Annotated in this window: 15 protein-coding genes; 7 read left to right on the forward strand and 8 right to left on the reverse strand. The window is 72.5% G+C overall.

Annotated features, from left to right (window positions below):
- Positions 1-60 precede the first annotated feature (60 nt).
- From ACWEPX_RS12030 to ACWEPX_RS12040, 3 genes are read left to right on the forward strand one after another with little or no spacing between them, the layout of a single operon-like run.
- Positions 61-642, forward strand: coding sequence for an ABC transporter ATP-binding protein (locus ACWEPX_RS12030; protein WP_451897133.1), 582 nt, complete (start codon positions 61-63; stop codon positions 640-642).
- The gene (locus tag ACWEPX_RS12035; RefSeq protein WP_451897134.1) at positions 639-2,567 is read left to right on the forward strand and encodes a YhgE/Pip family protein; all 1,929 of its coding nucleotides are present in this window, start codon (positions 639-641) and stop codon (positions 2,565-2,567) included. Before ACWEPX_RS12030 ends, ACWEPX_RS12035 begins: the two co-directional genes overlap by 4 nt.
- Positions 2,564-3,151 carry a TetR/AcrR family transcriptional regulator gene (locus ACWEPX_RS12040; RefSeq protein WP_451897135.1) on the forward strand — a complete coding sequence of 196 codons (588 nt, stop codon included), beginning with the start codon at positions 2,564-2,566 and terminating at the stop codon, positions 3,149-3,151. The genes ACWEPX_RS12035 and ACWEPX_RS12040 overlap by 4 nt, the downstream gene beginning before the upstream one ends.
- A gap of 2 nt (positions 3,152-3,153) precedes the next feature.
- On the opposite strand, the gene ACWEPX_RS12045 is transcribed toward ACWEPX_RS12040, so the two are convergent.
- The gene (locus ACWEPX_RS12045; protein ID WP_451897136.1) at positions 3,154-3,483 is read right to left on the reverse strand and encodes a hypothetical protein; all 330 of its coding nucleotides are present in this window, start codon (positions 3,481-3,483) and stop codon (positions 3,154-3,156) included.
- Positions 3,483-3,908, reverse strand: a complete 426-nt coding sequence (locus ACWEPX_RS12050) for a hotdog fold thioesterase (protein ID WP_451897137.1) — start codon at positions 3,906-3,908, stop codon at positions 3,483-3,485. The genes ACWEPX_RS12045 and ACWEPX_RS12050 overlap by 1 nt, the downstream gene beginning before the upstream one ends.
- A 56-nt stretch (positions 3,909-3,964) precedes the next feature.
- Here ACWEPX_RS12050 and polA point away from each other — a divergent pair, with 56 nt between their 5' ends.
- The 3 genes from polA to ACWEPX_RS12065 all read left to right on the forward strand — a co-directional run bounded on the left by polA (position 3,965) and on the right by ACWEPX_RS12065 (position 7,910).
- The gene (gene polA / locus ACWEPX_RS12055; RefSeq protein WP_451897138.1) at positions 3,965-6,700 is read left to right on the forward strand and encodes a DNA polymerase I; all 2,736 of its coding nucleotides are present in this window, start codon (positions 3,965-3,967) and stop codon (positions 6,698-6,700) included.
- Entirely contained in the window at positions 6,701-7,339 is a 639-nt protein-coding gene (gene bluB, locus ACWEPX_RS12060) for a 5,6-dimethylbenzimidazole synthase (RefSeq protein ID WP_451897139.1), read from the forward strand. It begins immediately after the preceding gene.
- Between the two features lie 67 nt (positions 7,340-7,406).
- On the forward strand, positions 7,407-7,910 hold the full coding sequence (locus tag ACWEPX_RS12065) for a hypothetical protein (RefSeq protein ID WP_451897140.1): 504 nt from the start codon (positions 7,407-7,409) through the stop codon (positions 7,908-7,910).
- A 189-nt stretch (positions 7,911-8,099) separates the two neighbouring features.
- Here ACWEPX_RS12065 and ACWEPX_RS12070 read toward each other — a convergent pair whose 3' ends face one another.
- From ACWEPX_RS12070 to ACWEPX_RS12090, 5 genes are all read right to left on the reverse strand, one after another.
- On the reverse strand, positions 8,100-8,816 hold the full coding sequence (locus ACWEPX_RS12070) for an ABC transporter ATP-binding protein (RefSeq protein WP_451897141.1): 717 nt from the start codon (positions 8,814-8,816) through the stop codon (positions 8,100-8,102).
- Entirely contained in the window at positions 8,813-9,664 is an 852-nt protein-coding gene (locus tag ACWEPX_RS12075) for an ABC transporter ATP-binding protein (protein WP_451897142.1), read from the reverse strand. Before ACWEPX_RS12075 ends, ACWEPX_RS12070 begins: the two co-directional genes overlap by 4 nt.
- A complete protein-coding gene (locus ACWEPX_RS12080) occupies positions 9,661-11,358 on the reverse strand; it encodes a branched-chain amino acid ABC transporter permease (RefSeq protein ID WP_451897143.1) in 1,698 nt (565 codons plus the stop codon). Before ACWEPX_RS12080 ends, ACWEPX_RS12075 begins: the two co-directional genes overlap by 4 nt.
- Complete coding sequence (locus ACWEPX_RS12085) at positions 11,355-12,299, reverse strand: branched-chain amino acid ABC transporter permease (protein WP_451897144.1); 945 nt, start codon at positions 12,297-12,299, stop codon at positions 11,355-11,357. Before ACWEPX_RS12085 ends, ACWEPX_RS12080 begins: the two co-directional genes overlap by 4 nt.
- An 83-nt stretch (positions 12,300-12,382) precedes the next feature.
- The gene (locus ACWEPX_RS12090) at positions 12,383-13,615 is read right to left on the reverse strand and encodes a branched-chain amino acid ABC transporter substrate-binding protein (protein WP_451897145.1); all 1,233 of its coding nucleotides are present in this window, start codon (positions 13,613-13,615) and stop codon (positions 12,383-12,385) included.
- A 262-nt stretch (positions 13,616-13,877) separates the two neighbouring features.
- Between ACWEPX_RS12090 and ACWEPX_RS12095 the strand changes: the two genes are divergently transcribed.
- On the forward strand, positions 13,878-15,665 hold the full coding sequence (locus ACWEPX_RS12095) for a hypothetical protein (RefSeq protein WP_451897146.1): 1,788 nt from the start codon (positions 13,878-13,880) through the stop codon (positions 15,663-15,665).
- Between the two features lie 4 nt (positions 15,666-15,669).
- Here the strand turns inward: ACWEPX_RS12095 and ACWEPX_RS12100 are convergent, their stop codons facing one another.
- Positions 15,670-16,272, reverse strand: coding sequence for an ANTAR domain-containing response regulator (locus tag ACWEPX_RS12100; protein ID WP_451897147.1), 603 nt, complete (start codon positions 16,270-16,272; stop codon positions 15,670-15,672).
- Positions 16,273-16,324: the final 52 nt, after the last annotated feature.

Consider the following 16,324-nt stretch of genomic DNA (forward strand, 5'->3'; position numbering starts at 1 on the left):
CCGGCCGGCCTCGCCGCACAATCTGAACTGACCGGTCAGTCTAAATCCGGGGGTTCGGACATGGAGATGCGCGCCGAGGCGGTGGCCGTCGCGGGAATGCTGGCGGCCACGTCGCTGCGGGTGGCCTCGGGCCAGCTCGCCGTCGTGGCCGGGGAGCCCGACGACGGGCACACCGCCTTCGGGCTGGCGATCACCGGCAGGCTGCGCCCCTCGACGGGCACGGTGAGCGGCATCGAGCCGCGCCGGTCCGCGGTGGTGGACGCGCCCGGGGTCAGCGAGCCGGAGGCCAAGCTGCGCGCCGCCGACGTGGTGGCCGAGGCGCTGGCGCTGCTCGGCGGCCGGGGGAACCCGAACGAGATCGCCCGCCGCCACGGCATCGACCCGCGGGACGTGTTCGAGACCGTGCCCGCCGCGGCGCGCACCGCGCTGCTGGCCGACCTGGCCGCGACCGACCTGCTCGTCCTCGACACCCCGGACCGGCACAGCGGCGACCCGGAGACCTGGTGGCCGACCGCCCTGCGCCACGCCAGGAAGGGCCGCGCCGTCGTCGTCCTCTGCGGCAGCGCGACGGCCCGCCTGCTGCCCATCACCCCCGCCCGGCTCGGCGAGACCGACCAGCCCGACCCCTTGGAGACCCGGTGAGCGTCGTCCGCCTAGCCCGAACGGAACTGCGCCGGATCACCGCGGGGACGCTGCCGCGGCTGGCGGTGTTGGCCCTGGTGCTGGTCCCCCTGCTGTACGGGTCGCTGTACCTCTACGCCAACGCCGACCCCTACAACCGGCTCGACCACATCCCGGCCGCCCTGGTCGTGGAGGACACCGGCGACTCCGGCCACAAGGTCGCCGAGAGCCTGCGCGAGTCCGGGGCCTTCGAGTGGCACGAGGTGGGCGCGCCCGAGGCCGAGGACGGCGTGCGCCAGGGCCGCTACACCTTCTCGCTGACCCTGCCCGCCGACTTCACCGCCGCGCTGACCTCCGCCGAGGGCGACTCGCCCCGGCAGGGCCTGATCACGGTGACCACCAACGACGCCAACAACTACCTCGTCGGCACGATCGCCGACCGGGTGGTGGCCGAGGTGCGCCGGTCGGTGGCGACCGAGGTGGGCACGCAGGCGGCGGAGAAGTTCCTGGTCGGCTTCGGCACCATCTACGACCGCACCCGCGAGGCCGCCGACGGGGCCACCAAGCTGACCGACGGGGCGAACCAGGCCAGCAAGGGCGCGGGCGACCTGGCCAAGGGCCAGCGGCAGCTGCTCGACGGCGCCACGCAGCTCGCCACAGGCGCGGACAAGGCCGCCAACGGCGCGGCGACGCTCTCCCAGGGCTTGAACACCCTGCGCGCGAACACCAAGCAGCTGCCCGCCCAGACCCGCCAGCTCGCCGACGGCGCGGCGCAGGTCGCCGCGGGCAACGAGCGGGTGGCCGTCGCGGGCGAGACGGCCGCGGCCGGGGTCAACCGGGTCGTCACGACCGTGGAGACCGAGGTCGAGAAGCACCTGCGCGCCGCGGGCGTGCCCGAGAACGTCATCAAGCAGACCGTGGGCGAGCTGCGCGCCCCGCTGGACCGGGCCAACGCCGACGTCCAGAAGGCCGCGGGCGACCTGCGCAAGCTCGCCGACGGCGCGCAGAAGGTCGCCGCGGGGGCCGACACCCTCGCCGACGCCACCCCCGCGCTGACCCAGGGCATCGCCCAGGCGGCCGACGGCGGCGCCGCGCTGGCCAAGGGCACCGCCGACCTGCGCGACGGGGCGGTGAAGCTGCGCGACGGCGAGCGCACCGCCGTCGACGGGACCAACCGGCTCGCCGACGGCACCCGGCAGGTCGCGGGCGGGGCCAAGGAGCTGCGCGACGGCCTGGCGTCGGGCCTGGGCGACATCCCGCACCAGGACGCCGAGACCCGCGAGGCGGCCGCCCGCGCGATCGGCGACCCGGTCGCGGTGCGCACCATCGGGGAGAACGCCGCGGGCAGCTACGGCGCGGGCCTGGCCCCGTTCTTCCTGGGGCTGGCGACGTGGATCGGCGCGTTCGTGCTGTTCCTGCTGCTGCGGCCGCTGTCCTCGCGCGCGCTGGCCGCGGGCCACAGCGCCGTGCGCACCGCGCTGGGCGGCTGGCTGCCCGCCGCGGCGCTGGGGGTGGCGCAGGTGGTGGTGATGTTCGGCGCGGTGTCGTTCCTGGTCGACATCCAGCGCCCGCTGGGCACCCTGGCGTTCCTGGCGCTGACCACGCTGGCGTTCACCGCGATCGTGCACGCGCTCAACGCGCTGCTGGGCGCGGTCGGCAAGTTCATCGCCCTGGTGGTGCTGATCCTCCAGCTGATCAGCGCGGGCGGCACGTTCCCGTGGCAGACCCTGCCCGAGGCGCTGTACCCGCTGCACATGGGGCTGCCGATGGGGTACGTCGTGGACGGGCTGCGGCACTTGATCTACGGTGGCTCGCTGTCGGGGCTGGGCGTCGACATCGGCGTGCTGTGCGCCTACCTGATCGGAGGGCTCGTGGTGTCCACCTTGGCCGCCCGCAAGCAGCGGGTGTGGACGCCGTCGCGGCTGCGCCCGGAGCTGGTCCTGTGAGCCGCGCCGACGCGACCAGGCGCAAGCTGTTCGAGGCGACGCTGCGGCTGGTCGGCACGCGCGGGGTCGTCGGGCTGACCGTGGACGAGATCGCCGCCGAGGCCGGGGTCGCCAAGGGCACGGTGTACTACAACTTCGGCAGCAAGGACGGGCTGATCGACGCCCTGCTGCGCTACGGGGTGGACGTGCTGGCCTTCCGGCTGTCCGACGCGGGTGACGGCGCAGACGGCGGCGACGTGCAGAGCACGCTGTCGCGGCTGGTCGACGGGCTGCTCGACTTCTTCGCCGAGTACCCGACCTTCGCCCAGCTGCTGGTCAGCGAGCTGTGGCGGACGCCGAGCCAGTGGCAGGCCACGCTGACGCTGCTGCGCGAGCGGATCACCGCGTTGATCCGCGACCAGTTCCAGCGGCTGGCCGACGCGGGCGGGCTGCCGGCGGGCGTGCGGGTGCCCACGGCGGCGTCGGCGCTGTTCGGCACGGTGCTGGTGCTCGCGCTGGACTGGCAGGTGTTCTCCCCCGAGCAGACCCGCGACGAGGTCCGCGACAGCGTGCTCGGCCTCGTCCGCGGGCTGCGGGCGGGCTGAGCTCAGGGCCAGCCGGGCTCCGGCGACTCGGCCGCCTCGGCGGCGACCACCTCCCGGCACAGCTCGGTCGCCCGGCGGTCGAGCCAGCCCGGGGGCGGCGCGGCCATCGCCTCGGCCTCGTCGAGCAGCCGGTAGAACGCCTTGAGCTGGTCGCCGGTCAGGCCCATCGCCTGGTACTCGAACTCCGTGTTGCCCTTGAGGCGCTCCCCCACCCAGTAGGCGAGCCCGCCTGCGCACACCGCGACCGGGTCCGGCGGCGGGGGCGCGGGCGGCGGGGCGGGCGCGGCGGAGCAGCCCGCCACGACCAGCAGCGCCCCCGCCGCCCAGCGCATCACCGCGCGCCCGGGGCCCGGTCCAGGACCATGCAGGTCAGCCGCGCGGTGCAGGTGCGCCTGCCCGCCTCGTCGTAGATGGCGATCTCGAAGGTGGAGGAGCTGCGGCCCACGTGCAGCGGGGTGCAGATGCCGGTGACCTCGCCCTCGCGCACCGCGCGGTGGTGGGTGCAGGACAGCTCCAGGCCGACGACGGCCTTGCCCTCGGGGGCGTTGAGCGCGGCGGCGACCGAGCCCAGCGACTCGGCGAGCACGCCGTTGGCCCCGCCGTGCAGCAGGCCGTAGGGCTGCAGGTTCCCGGCCACGGGCATGGTCCCCACCAGGCGGTCCTTGTCCCACTCGGTGATCTTGATGCCCATCCGGTCCTCGAGCAGCTGACCGGTCAGCTCCTCGCGCATCGGGAACCGATCAGCTGTGCCGCTCATGTAGCCCTCCATCGGGTGACGAGATGACTGTCGGTGCCTCACCCTAGACTCGGCCCGTGCCTGCGAAGACCGAGCCTGCCACGCCACCGCCCGCCGCGTCCGAGCCCGCCGAGGCGCGCCGCCTGCTGCTCATCGACGGCCACTCGATGGCGTACCGGGCCTTCTTCGCGCTGCCCAAGGAGAACTTCTCCACCGGCACCGGCCAGCACACCAACGCGGTGTACGGCTTCACGTCCATGCTGATCAATCTGCTGCGCGACGAGGCCCCCACGCATCTCGCGGTGTGCTTCGACCTGTCCCGGCAGACGTTCCGCTCGGCGGCCTTCGCCGACTACAAGGCCAACCGCACCACCTCCCCGGACGAGTTCAAGGGCCAGGTCAGCCTCATCCAGGAGGTGCTGACCGCGCTGCAGATCCCGATGCTGTCCAAGGAGAACTACGAGGCCGACGACTGCATCGCCACGCTGACCACGCAGGCCACCGCGCAGGGCTTCCAGGTGGCGATCTGCACCGGCGACCGCGACGCGCTGCAGCTGGTCACCGACCAGGTGACGGTGCTCTACCCGGTCAAGGGCGTCTCCGAGCTGGCCCGGTTCACCCCGGAGCTGGTGCTGGAGAAGTACGGCGTCAGCCCGGCCCAGTACCCCGACTTCGCCGCGCTGCGCGGGGACCCGAGCGACAACCTGCCGAAGATCCCCGGCGTCGGCGAGAAGACCATCACCAAGTGGATGCAGCAGTTCGGCTCGCTGGACGCCATCATCGACCGGGTCGACGAGGTGAAGGGCAAGGTCGGCGACGCGCTGCGCGCCAACCTGTCCAACGTGGTGCTCAACCGCCAGCTCACCGAGCTGGTGCGGGACGTGCCGCTGGGCGTGGAGCCCGACGAGCTGGCGGTGCGCCCCTGGGACCGCGACGCGGTGCACCGGCTGTTCGACGAGCTGGAGTTCCGCGTCCTGCGCGACCGGCTGTTCGAGACGCTGTCGACCGCCGAGCCCGAGGCCGAGGAGGGCTTCGAGGTCAGCGGCGGCGCGCTGGCCCCCGGCGAGCTGCCGGGCTGGCTGGCCGAGCACGCCGGGCCGGGGCGGCGGCTGGGCCTGTCCTTCCGCTACCTGCCGGTGGGGGTGTCCGGGCAGGCGGTGGAGCTGCGGTCGGTGGCGCTGTCGGGCGCCGACGGCGCGGGGACCTACTTCGACGTGCGGGAGCTGACCGAGGCCGACGAGACGGCGTTGCGGGCCTGGCTGGCCGACCCGGAGCGGCCGAAGCTGGCCCACGACGTCAAGCGCGCCCTGCACGCGCTGCGCCACCGCGGCTGGGAGATGCACGGGCTGGTCATGGACACCGCCCTGGCCGCCTACCTGGTCCGGCCCGGGCAGCGCACGTTCAGCCTGGACGACCTCGTGCTGCGCTACCTCCAGCGCGAGCTGCGGGTCGAGCAGGCCGACGGCGAGCAGCAGCTCTCCCTGCTGGACGAGGAGGGCGAGGACGAGCGCAGGCAGGCCGCTGGCGAGATCCTGCGCGCCCGGGCCATCGCCGAGCTGGCCGACGCGCTGGACGCGGCGCTGGTCGAGCTGGGGCAGGACCGGCTGCTGGCCGAGATCGAGCTGCCGCTGCTGCTGGTCCTGGCCGAGCTGGAGGCCGACGGCATCGCCGTGGACGTGCCCCGGCTGGCCGAGCTGGAGTCGCACTTCGGCGCGCGGGTGCGCGAGGCCGAGCGGGCCGCCTTCGACGTCATCGGCAAGGAGATCAACCTCGGCTCGCCCAAGCAGCTGCAGGTCGTGCTGTTCGACGAGCTGCAGATGCCCAAGACGAAGAAGACCAAGACCGGCTACACCACCGACGCCGACGCGCTGACCACGCTCTACGAGCAGACCGAGCACCCGTTCCTGCGCCACCTGCTCGAGCACCGGGACGCGATGCGCATGAAGATCACCGTCGACGGCCTGCTCAAGTCCGTCGGCGACGACGAGCGCATCCACACCACGTTCAACCAGACGATCGCGGCCACCGGCAGGCTCTCGTCGACGGACCCGAACCTGCAGAACATCCCGATCCGCACGACCGAGGGCCGGATGATCCGGGAGGCGTTCATCGTCGGGCCCGGCTACGGCGAGCTGATGTCGGCCGACTACAGCCAGATCGAGATGCGGATCATGGCCCACCTCTCCGAGGACGAAGGCCTGATCTCGGCGTTCCGCTCCGGCCACGACTTCCACGCCGCGACCGCGGCCCGGGTGTTCTCGACCGAGCCGTCCGCGGTCACCGGCGAGCAGCGGGCCAAGATCAAGGCGATGAACTACGGCCTGGCCTACGGGCTCTCGGCGTTCGGGCTGTCCCAGCAGCTGCGCATCTCCACCGAGGAGGCGCGCGGGCTGATGGAGGAGTACTTCGCAACCTTCGGCGGCATCCGCGACTACCTGAACGAGGTGGTCGCCCGGGCGCGCAAGGACGGCTACACCGAGACGATCTTCGGGCGGCGCCGCTACCTGCCGGACCTGACCAGCGACAACCGCCAGCGCCGGGAGATGGCCGAGCGGATGGCGCTCAACGCGCCCATCCAGGGCAGCGCGGCCGACATCATCAAGGTGGCGATGCTGCGGGTGCAGAAGGCGCTGCGCGGCACGGCCAGCCGGATGCTGCTCCAGGTGCACGACGAACTGGTGTTCGAGGTGGCCGCCGACGAGCGCGAGTCCGCCGAGGCGCTGGTCCGCGCGGAGATGGCGGGCGCGTTCGACCTGCGCGTGCCGCTGGACGTCTCGGTGGGCCACGGCCGCTCGTGGCACGCGGCCCACTAGATGGACCTCTACGAGGCCATCACCCGCCGCCGCGACGTCCGCGCCGAGTTCACCGACACGCCGCTGGACGACGAGGTCCTGACCCGGGTGCTGGGGGCGGCCCACGCGGCCCCCAGCGTCGGCCTGTCGCAGCCGTGGGACTTCATCGTCATCCGCTCGGCGTCGACCAAGGCGGCCTTCCACGCGCACGTGCAGACCGAGCGGGCCGCGTTCGCCGCGTCGCTGCCCGGCGAGCGCCGGGCGGCCTTCGAGCGCATCAAGATCGACGGCGTGCTGGAGTCGGCGGTGTCGATCGCGGTCACCTACGACCCCGACCGCGGCTCCCCCGCCGTCCTCGGCCGCCACGCCATCGCCGACGCGGGCCTGTACTCGGTCTGCCTGGCCATCCAGAACCTCTGGCTGGCCGCGACGGCCGAGGGCCTGGGCGTGGGCTGGGTGAGCTTCTACCGCGAGGACTTCGTCCGCGACCTGCTGGGCATCCCGGCCCCGGTGCGGCCGGTGGCGTGGCTGTGCGTGGGGCCGGTGTCCGCGCTGCACACGGTTCCCGACCTCGAACGCCACCAGTGGCGTCGGCGGCTGCCGCTGGACGCGGTGGTCCACCGGGAGCGCTACCCGAGCCGCAGCGCCCGCTCGCTCTGACCCCCGACGGCTGATGCCTGCGGTTTCCCGGCGGTTGGGGCGGCTGGCCGGGGGTACATTCCCCAACGTGACCAGTCGACGAGGGCTCATTTTGGGTGGGACCGGGATGCTGGCGGGGGTGTCCACCGCGCTGGTGGGCGCGGGCTGGCACGTCGTGCTGCCCAGCAGGCGCTACGCGCCCCTCGCCGTCGACGGCACCGGCCGCGCCCGCTGGGTCCGCGCCGACTGGACCCGCCCCAACGACCTGGCCTGCCAGGCCGCCCGCGTGCTCGGCGGGCAGGCGGACCTGCTCGTCGCCTGGGTCGCCGACACCGTCCGCACACCGGTCCTGCGCGCCGTGGGCCCGCTGCTGCGCCCCGAAGCCCCCGTCGTGGAGATCCACGCCGCCCGCGCGGAACCACCGGTCCTGGCCGACCACACCACCCACCAGGTCGTCCTAGGCGAAGTCGGCTACGCAGGCCGCACCCGCTGGCTCAGCGACGACGAGATCACCGACGGCGTACTCACCGTCATCGACCGCGCCCTCGCAGGCCTCCCCCCGACCGCCCACCGCCTGGCCGAGCGCGTCTGACGGTGCAGAGCCCGCGACCGGGAGCGCCGACGCCGTAACCGCCCCTGACCGGTTCGCTTCCGGCCGCCCGGAGCCGGGCGCGGCTGAGAGCCCGGGCGGTCGCAGCGTGCTGCTCCCTCCGGCCAAGCGCGTTCAACGAGGAAGGGCCCGCGACCGGGTGGTCGCGGGCCCTGCTCGTGGTGCTGGCGGTCAGCCCTCGCCGAGGTAGGCGGCGCGGACGCGCTGGTCGGCCAGGAGTTCGTGGCCGGGGCCTTCCAGCGTGGTGCGGCCCAGGTCGACCACGTAGCCGCGGTCGGAGAGGGCCAGGGCTGCCAGGGCGTTCTGCTCGACCAGGAGGATGGTCGTGCCCTGGGCCTTCAGGTCCGAGATGGTGTCGAAGATCTTCTGGGTCATGATCGGCGACAGGCCCATCGACGGCTCGTCGAGCATCAGCAGGCGGGGGCGGGACATCATGGCCCGGCCGATGGCCAGCATCTGCTGCTCGCCGCCGGAGAACAGGCCCGCCTTCTGGGTGCGGCGCTGGCCCAGCACCGGGAACAGCTCGTAGACCCGCTGCATGTCCTTCTCGACCCCGGCGGGGTCGCGGCGGACGTAGGCGCCCAGCTGCAGGTTCTCCTCGACCGTCATCCGGCCGAACAGGCGCCTGCCCTCCGGGCAGTGGGCGATGCCCTTCTCCAGGATCGTGTGCGCCTGCCAGCTGTCGATGGCCGCGCCGTCGAAGAGGATCTTGCCCGACTTGGGCCGCAGCAGGCCGGAGATCGTGCGCAGCGTGGTCGTCTTGCCCGCGCCGTTGCTGCCGATGAGGGAGACGATCTGCCCCTCCCCCACGCTGAAGGACACGTCGCGCACGGCTTCGATCGCGCCGTAGGCGACGCTGAGGTTCTGCACTTCCAGCAACGCGCTCATGCCTGTCCTCCCTCGCGGTCGGCGCGGGTCTCCTCGGCGTAGCCGCGGACCTCGGCCTCGACCTCCTCCGGCGGCTTGCCCAGGTACGCCTCGATCACCCGGGGGTCCTCGCGGACGGTCTCCGGCGAGCCCTCCACCAGCAGCTCGCCCTGCACGAGCACCGACACATGGTCGCACAGGGAGAAGATGAACTTGGTGTCGTGCTCGATGACCACCACCGCGACGCCGAGCTCGCGGATCGCCAGGATCAGCTGGCGCGAGGCCTCGGTCTCCTGGGGGTTCATGCCCGCGGTCGGCTCGTCCAGCAGCAGCACCGCCGGGTCGGTGGCCAGCGCGCGGGCGATCTCCAGCCTGCGCTGGTCGCCGTAGGGCAGGTTGCGCGCCAGCTCGTCCTCCACACCGGACAGCCCGACGAACTCCAGCAGCTCCAGGCTGCGCTCGCGCGCGGCCCGCTCGCCCTTGCGGAAGGACGGGCCGTGGAACAACGAGGCCAGCGGGCCCTGCTTCATCCGCGGGTGCCGCCCGACCAGGACGTTCTCCAGCGCGGTCATGCTGGGGAACAGCCGGATGTTCTGGAAGGTCCGGGCGATCCCGGCCATGGTCACCCGGGCCGGGTCGTTGGGCAGCCGCACGCCCTTGAGCTGCACGGTGCCCCGGGTCGGGGTGTAGAGCCCGGTCAGGCAGTTGAAGAACGTGGTCTTGCCCGCACCGTTGGGCCCGATCAGGCCGAGGATCTGGCCCTCGTGCAGGGTCAGGCTGACCTCCCGCAGCGCGGTGAGGCCGCCGAACACCATGGTGACGCCGCTGGCGGTGAGCACCGGCGCGCCGATCTTCGTCGTGGTCGTCATCCCGCCACCCCCGCCTGCGCCGTCTTGGGCTGCTCATCGGTCGCATCCGGTTGCTTGGCCAACTCCGCGCGCCGGTGCGCGTCGGGGACCAGGCCCTGCGGCCGGAACCGCATGATGATCACCAGCGCGAGGCCGAAGAGCATCAGCCGGTACTCGTCGAACTCGCGCAGCTTCTCCGGCAGGATCAGCAGCAGCGACGCGCCGAGCACCGCGCCGGGGATCGACCCCATGCCGCCGAGGATGACCGCGGCGAGCAGGGTGACCGACTCGATGAACTGGAAGCTCTCGAAGGTCACCGTCGAGGTCTTGTGGGCGAACACCGCGCCCGCGATGCCCGCGAGCATCGCGCCGATGAGGAAGGCGAGGATCTTGGTCTGCCCGGTCTTGATGCCCATCGCCCGCGCGGCGTCCTCGTCCTCGCGGATGGCGATCCACGCGCGGCCGATGCGGGAGTTCTTCAGGTTGGCGAACACCAGCATGATCAGCGCGACCATCACCACGATGAGCACGTAGTACAGCACCCCGGTCGGCAGCTTGATGCCGCCGATCTCCAGCTCGGCGTTGAACGGCTGGCCGAACCACTCGATCGGCGGGACGTTCGGGATGGCGTTCGCGCCGCCGGTCCAGCCGCCGATGTCGTTCTGCGCGGACTTCTTGAAGATCTCGCCGAAGGCGAGGGTCACGATGGCCAGGTAGTCCCCGCGCACCCGCAGCGTCGGCGAGCCGACCACCGCGCCGAAGATCCCCGCGATGACGGCGGCGATGACGACGACCAGCACGAACGGGAGCTGGATGTCGTACTTGGCCGCCGCGGCGCCGGACAGGTTGGCCGCCACGTAGGCGCCGATGCCCAGGAAGGCGACGTAGCCCAGGTCGAGCAGGCCCGCGAGGCCGACGACGATGTTCAGGCCGATCGCCACCGCGGCGTAGATGCCGACGTTGGCCGCGACGTTCATCCAGTAGGACGTGCCCGCGTCGGTCAGCGGCAGGGCCAGCGCGCAGACCAGCAGCACCACGACGCTGAAGACGCGGTGCTGGTCGGAAAGCCGGGAGATGAACCCGCCGACCCCGGTGGCGTGCAGGACGCCGAAGATGCCCGCGACGAAGGCCAGCACCGACAGGAACATCGCCCCGCCGTAGGTGGAGCCGCCGCCCGCGGTCAGCAGCCAGGCCACGACGAACAGCAGCCCGACGAAGGACAGGACCAGCGCCAGGTAGGCGACCGGGCGCGGCACGCCCGCCTGCCAGGTCGGCACCGGCTCGGGCCCGGCCGCGGTGGCCGCCGCGATCATCAGCGCGCCCGCGACGAGACCGACCACGCTGCCGTAGGCGAAGGCGCCGTCGGCGAGGGTGATGGCACCGAGGCCGCCGCCGTGCCCGACGATGAACAGCGCGTTCACCAGGGCGATGCCGACCGTGCTCCAGCCCAGCGCCCGGATCGAGCGGAACCGGGCGGGCAGCGGCGCGAAGGCGAACACCAGCACCGCGACGCCGAGCAGCAGCATGTGCAGCCGGTACTCGCTGACGCCGAAGGGCGCGTCGAAGAACTGGAGGGTGGCCTGGGCCGGGTAGAGACCGTCGTTGAGCTGGAAGGTCACCCACGGGAGCAGGGCGGCGATGATGGCGAGCACGCCGCCCGCCGCGGCGACCGGTTTGGCCAGGTGCGGCTTGATGATGTCCTTGATCCCGCTCATGCGCGCACCCTTTCCGGCTCACCGAACAGGCCCTGCGGGCGGAACACGAGGACCACGATCAGCAGGACGAAGATCCACACGATGTCGTAGGCGATGCCGCCCCACATGTACTGGCCGGACAGCGACTTGATCAGGCCGATGATGAACCCGCCGATGACCGCGCCCTTGATCGACCCGATGCCGCCGAGCACCGCGGCGGTGAAGGCGAAGATGCCGAACAGGAACCCGATCTCGGTGTCGATGTTGGTCAGGTGCACGCCGTAGAGCGTCCCCGCCAGCGCCGCGAGGGCGGCGCCGAGCACGAAGGTCACCACGATGGTGCGGTTGGGGTTGACGCCCATCAGCCGCGCGGTGTCGGGGTCCTGCGCGGTGGCGCGCATGGCCCGGCCCATCCGGGTGCGGTCGATGTAGAGCTGCAGCGCGATGGCGCCCACGATCGACACGACGACCATCAGGATCGCGGTGGACCCGATCACGACCGTCTGCTCGCCGATGTGGATCTCGATGCGCGCGTCGAGGAACACCCGCGGGAAGGGCACCGCGGCGGTGGCGCCGGGGTACCACACCCGGACCGCCTCCTTGAGGATCACCGACACGCCGAGCGCGGTGATCAGCGGCGCCAGCCGTGGTGCGTTGCGCAGCGGTCTATAGGCGAACCGCTCCATGACGACCGCGAGGATGATCGCGATCAGCGCGCCGAAGATGATCATCAGCGGCAGCGACAGCCACCACCACTCGTCGATGGTCTCCTGGGAGAGCACCAGCGGCAGCAGGTACCCGTGCGCCGCGAGGGCGGCGAAGCCGCCCACCATGAACACCTCGCCGTGGGCGAAGTTGATGAGCTGGATGATGCCGTACACCATCGTGTAGCCCAGTGCGATCAGCGCGATCACGGCGCCGAACACCAGACCATTGATCAGCTGCTGTAGCAGCGTGGCCACGTTCTACCTCCATACGCGGCGGGGGCAGGCTGGTTCGCCTGCCCCCGCCGTAGTCACCGACCCGGGGACCGGGGTTGGGTCGCTCAGCCTGCGAAGGTGCCGGTCTTGTCCGCCGCCCACTTGCCGCCGGAGACCTTGTAGACGGTCAGCAGCTTGTTGGTGCTGTCGCCGAACTCGTCGAACTTCACCTCGCCGGTCGCGCCCTGGGCGCTGTAGCCCTGCACGTTCTTGATCAGGGCGTCGCGCTGGTCCGGGCTCCAGGTGCCGTCGCCGATGGTCGCGGCCAGGGAGGTGATGATGACGTTGGCCGCGTCGTAGGAGAAGGCGCCGTAGGCGGAGAAGCCGTCCTTGTAGCCCTTGGCGTTGTAGGCCTCGACGAACGCCTTGGCGCTGTCGAGGGTCTCGGTCGGGGCGCCGACGGAGGTGGCCAGGTCGCCCTCCTTGCCGCCCAGGTCGATGAAGTCGGGGTCGTAGATGCCGTCGCCGCCCATGACCGGGACGTTGAGGCCCTTGTCGACCATCTGCTTCGACAGCGGGCCCGCCTGCGGGTACTGGCCGCCGTAGTAGACCGCCTCCGGCTTGGCGCCGCTGATCGCGGTGATGGCGGCGCTGAAGTCGGTCTCGCGGTCGTTGACGCGCGCGGTCGCCACGATCTGGGCGCCGTTGGCCTCGGCGCGCTTCTTGAACTCGGCCGCCAGGCCCTCGCCGTAGGTCAGGCCGTCGGTGACGATGGCGATCTTCTTCTTGCCCGCGTCCTTGACCAGGTAGTCCGCGGCGAACGGGCCCTGCATGTCGTCGGTGGCGCAGACGCGGAAGTAGTTCTCGAACTGGCGCTTGGGGGCGGTGGCGTACTCCTCGCCCCGGCTCAGGGTCGGGCTGGTGTTGGCCGGGGAGACCATGAGGATCTTCTGCCCGGCCAGGATCGGCTGCACGCTCTGGGCGACGCCGGAGTTCAGCGTGCCGATGACGGCGACGATGTTCTCCGTGGAGGCGAGCCGGGAGGCGGCCTGGCCGCCGACCTGCGGGGTGGCCTGGTCGTCCTCGGTCTGGACCTTGATCTGGTAGCCCTTGACCGTGCACTTCTCGTTCGCCTGGTCGGCGGCGAGCTCGGCGGAGTTCTTGATGCCGAGGCCGAGCGCCGACAGACCACCGGACTGCGGCGCGATCACGCCGATGACCAGGGTGCCCTTGCTCGTGTCACACGCCTGCCCCCCGCCGGCGCCTGCGCCGGGCTCCTCGGTCTTGTTGGTGCCACAGGCTGCGAGCAACAACGCGCCGGTGACCAGCACCGCGGCCTTCACCGTCTGGTTACGCACGTGATGTCCCTTCTCCGCTTGCGTTCGGCAATGCGGGTAGAGCATGCCGAACCCCGCCCTCATACCTGTTGGAGGGTTGGGGCGGAACGTAATCACAGAACGCGGTGTAGTCACGCCCCTGCGCTCCTCGTGACCAGACTGCAACGAAATCCCCCGATCGTGTCCGGCCGCCGAACAGCGTGACCAGGGTGGTCGATGCGTTGCCATTTTCCCCGTTAACACAAGTGGTGACCTGGGCATGAGTGCGTTCTAGGCTGATCGAATGCCAGACCGCGCGCGCCTGCTCGCCGGGGTGGGGGTGGCCGCCCTGCTCGCCGGCGCGGTGGTGCTCATGCGTACTCCCAGTGACGACACCGCCAGCCGGGTGGACGAACGCCCATCGCCTGCTCAGGTGGTCCGCTATGCGGCGGATTCGGTCGTCCTCCCCGCCCCGGACGAGCCGCCGCCCGCCCCGGAGGGGGTGCGGGTGACCCCCGGGCCGTCGTGGCAGACGATCAGCTGGACCGGCTCGGCGCCGGGATACGAGGTGCGCTGGCCCGGTGGTGCGCGATTGGTGACCGAGCCCGAGATCCGACTGGACCAAATGGGTGAAGGCATTCCGGTCTCGGTACGCGCGGTGAGCGCATTCGGCCGGTATTCGCCAGCGGTGTCGGTGGCGGGCGCGGCGTTCGACCCGGATTTCCCGTGGCGTTCGGGACTGACCGGCCTGTTCGACGATTTCTCCGATGATAGGACGTTTAATCCGGCGATCCTCGGCTCCCGGTGGCATTTGTCCGGCTATCGCGGGTGCGTGGATCTGGGCAAGCCGCGGGTCGGGTTGGCGGTCGAGTTGAGCTGCGGATCGGATATCGCGGTGCTGCGCGCCCGGGCCCCGATGCGGCTGGTCGGCGGGGCGGGGCGGGTGGCGGTGCTGACCGACGCCGCCGGTCCTGGCGGGCTGCTGACGGTCGACCTGGTGCCCGGCCCGGCCGACCGGATCGGGGCGGGCGCGGTCGGGGCGGTGCGCGCCGAGCTGGGCGACCAGGCGCGGGTGCTGCCGGGCGGGGAGCCCGCGCGCCCGCCCAGCCGCGGGGTCGGCGTGCTGCACCTGGTCGAGGTGGTGGTGGCGGCGGACGGGGTGCGCCTGCTGGTCGACGGCCGCATCGCCGCGTTCTCGCCGGTCGCGCCGACCTGGTCGCAGGCGCACGTCCTGGTGGGCCTGCGCGGGCCCGTCGGCAGGCAGGCGCGGGTGCACGTGGCCGCCGCGGGGTTCAGCGGACCGGCCGTGCCGGTGCCGCCGGTCGTCGAGGTGCCGGTGAACGTGGCCACCCGCCAGGTGCTCGACCCGGCCGCGCACGCGCCCGCCCTGGGCATCGCCCGCGGGCCGCTGGCCGCGGCCAAGGCGGCGCGGGTGGTGGTGACGGTGGGCGCGCCCGCGGGCATCGATCTGGCGCGGGCGGTGGTGCAGCTCGGCGGCGCCCGGCTGCCCGCCCGGCTCGCGGCCCCGGTGCGGCCGGGCCGGGGCGCGGTCGCCACGGTCATCGCCGACGTGCCCAGCGAGCTGCTGGGGCCGGGCGGGCCGGACTCGCTGTCGCCGCTGGCGGTGCGCGCCCCGGGCGCGGGGCCGGGGGCGACGGTGCTGGAGTCCTACCTGGAGATCGAGCCCGCCACCGCGGCGGCCTTCCCCGACCAGCCGCTGCGCGGGGTGGGCGGCGCGCAGCCGGACGCGCTCCCGCAGACCCGCGTCGTGCTGGGCGACTCCGCGGGCACGCCGCTGGCCGAGCCGAGCGTGCGCGCGGGCAGCAGGCTGGTCCTGGGCATCACGCTGGACGGGCGGGCCGCCCAGTGGGACTCCGGCAGCCTCGCGGGCGTGGCGGGGTTCGAGGTCCGGGTGGACGGGCGGCTGGTCGCCGCGGTGCCGACCGCGATCGACGGCCCGGCCCCCGGTGGCCGCTACACCGTCGCGCTCGCCCTCGGCGGCATGCAGGCGGGCGAGCACGTGCTGGAGACCAAGGTGCTGGGCGCGGACGGGTCCAGCTCCTCCACGCTCACCCGCTTCACCATCACGTGAAGCGTCAGGTGATGTGCTCCAGCACGGCCTCGGCGACGGCCTTCATCGTGGTCCGGCGGTCCATCGCGGTGCGCTGGATCCAGCGGAACGCCTCGGGCTCGCTCAGGCCCTGCTTGCTCATCAGCAGGCCCTTGGCGCGCTCGATGACCTTGCGCGTCTCCAGCCGCTCGGTCAGGCCCGCGACCTCGTTCTCCAGCGCGTGCAGCTCGGCGAAGCGGCTGACGGCCAGCTCGATGGCGGGCACCAGGTCGTGCTTGGCGAAGGGCTTGACCAGGTAGGCCATCGCCCCGGCGTCGCGGGCGCGCTCGACCAGCTCCCGCTGGCTGAACGCGGTCAGCATGACCACCGGCGCGATGCGCTCCCTGGCGATCATCGTGGCCGCGTCGATGCCGTCCATCTTGGGCATCTTCACGTCCATGATCACCAGGTCCGGGCGCAGCTCCCCGGCCAGCTGCACGGCCTGCTCGCCGTCCGCGGCCTCGCCCGCGACCTCGTACCCCTCCTCGCGGAGCATCTCGACCAGGTCGAGGCGGATCAGCGCCTCGTCCTCGGCGACGAGCACGCGGCGGGCGGCGGGGGCCTGCGCGTCGGCGGCCAACTCGGTCACCGGGGTCCTCCTGTTGCGTGTGGTGCGAGATCGCGGGGTTGCAGCCTACCGC

Source organism: Actinokineospora sp. NPDC004072 (genome assembly GCF_053604195.1).

Bases quoted from the DNA above. Each gene is read 5' to 3' on its own strand.
- bluB (WP_451897139.1), top strand. From the start codon at position 6,701: ATGGACCTCTACGAGGCCATCACCCGCCGCCGCGACGTCCGCGCCGAG.
- ACWEPX_RS12045 (WP_451897136.1), bottom strand. From the start codon at position 3,483: ATGCGCTGGGCGGCGGGGGCGCTGCTGGTCGTGGCGGGCTGCTCCGCC.
- ACWEPX_RS12080 (WP_451897143.1), bottom strand. From the start codon at position 11,358: ATGAGCGGGATCAAGGACATCATCAAGCCGCACCTGGCCAAACCGGTC.
- ACWEPX_RS12030 (WP_451897133.1), top strand. From the start codon at position 61: ATGGAGATGCGCGCCGAGGCGGTGGCCGTCGCGGGAATGCTGGCGGCC.
- ACWEPX_RS12070 (WP_451897141.1), bottom strand. From the start codon at position 8,816: ATGAGCGCGTTGCTGGAAGTGCAGAACCTCAGCGTCGCCTACGGCGCG.
- ACWEPX_RS12050 (WP_451897137.1), bottom strand. From the start codon at position 3,908: ATGAGCGGCACAGCTGATCGGTTCCCGATGCGCGAGGAGCTGACCGGT.
- ACWEPX_RS12095 (WP_451897146.1), top strand. From the start codon at position 13,878: ATGCCAGACCGCGCGCGCCTGCTCGCCGGGGTGGGGGTGGCCGCCCTG.
- ACWEPX_RS12075 (WP_451897142.1), bottom strand. From the start codon at position 9,664: ATGACGACCACGACGAAGATCGGCGCGCCGGTGCTCACCGCCAGCGGC.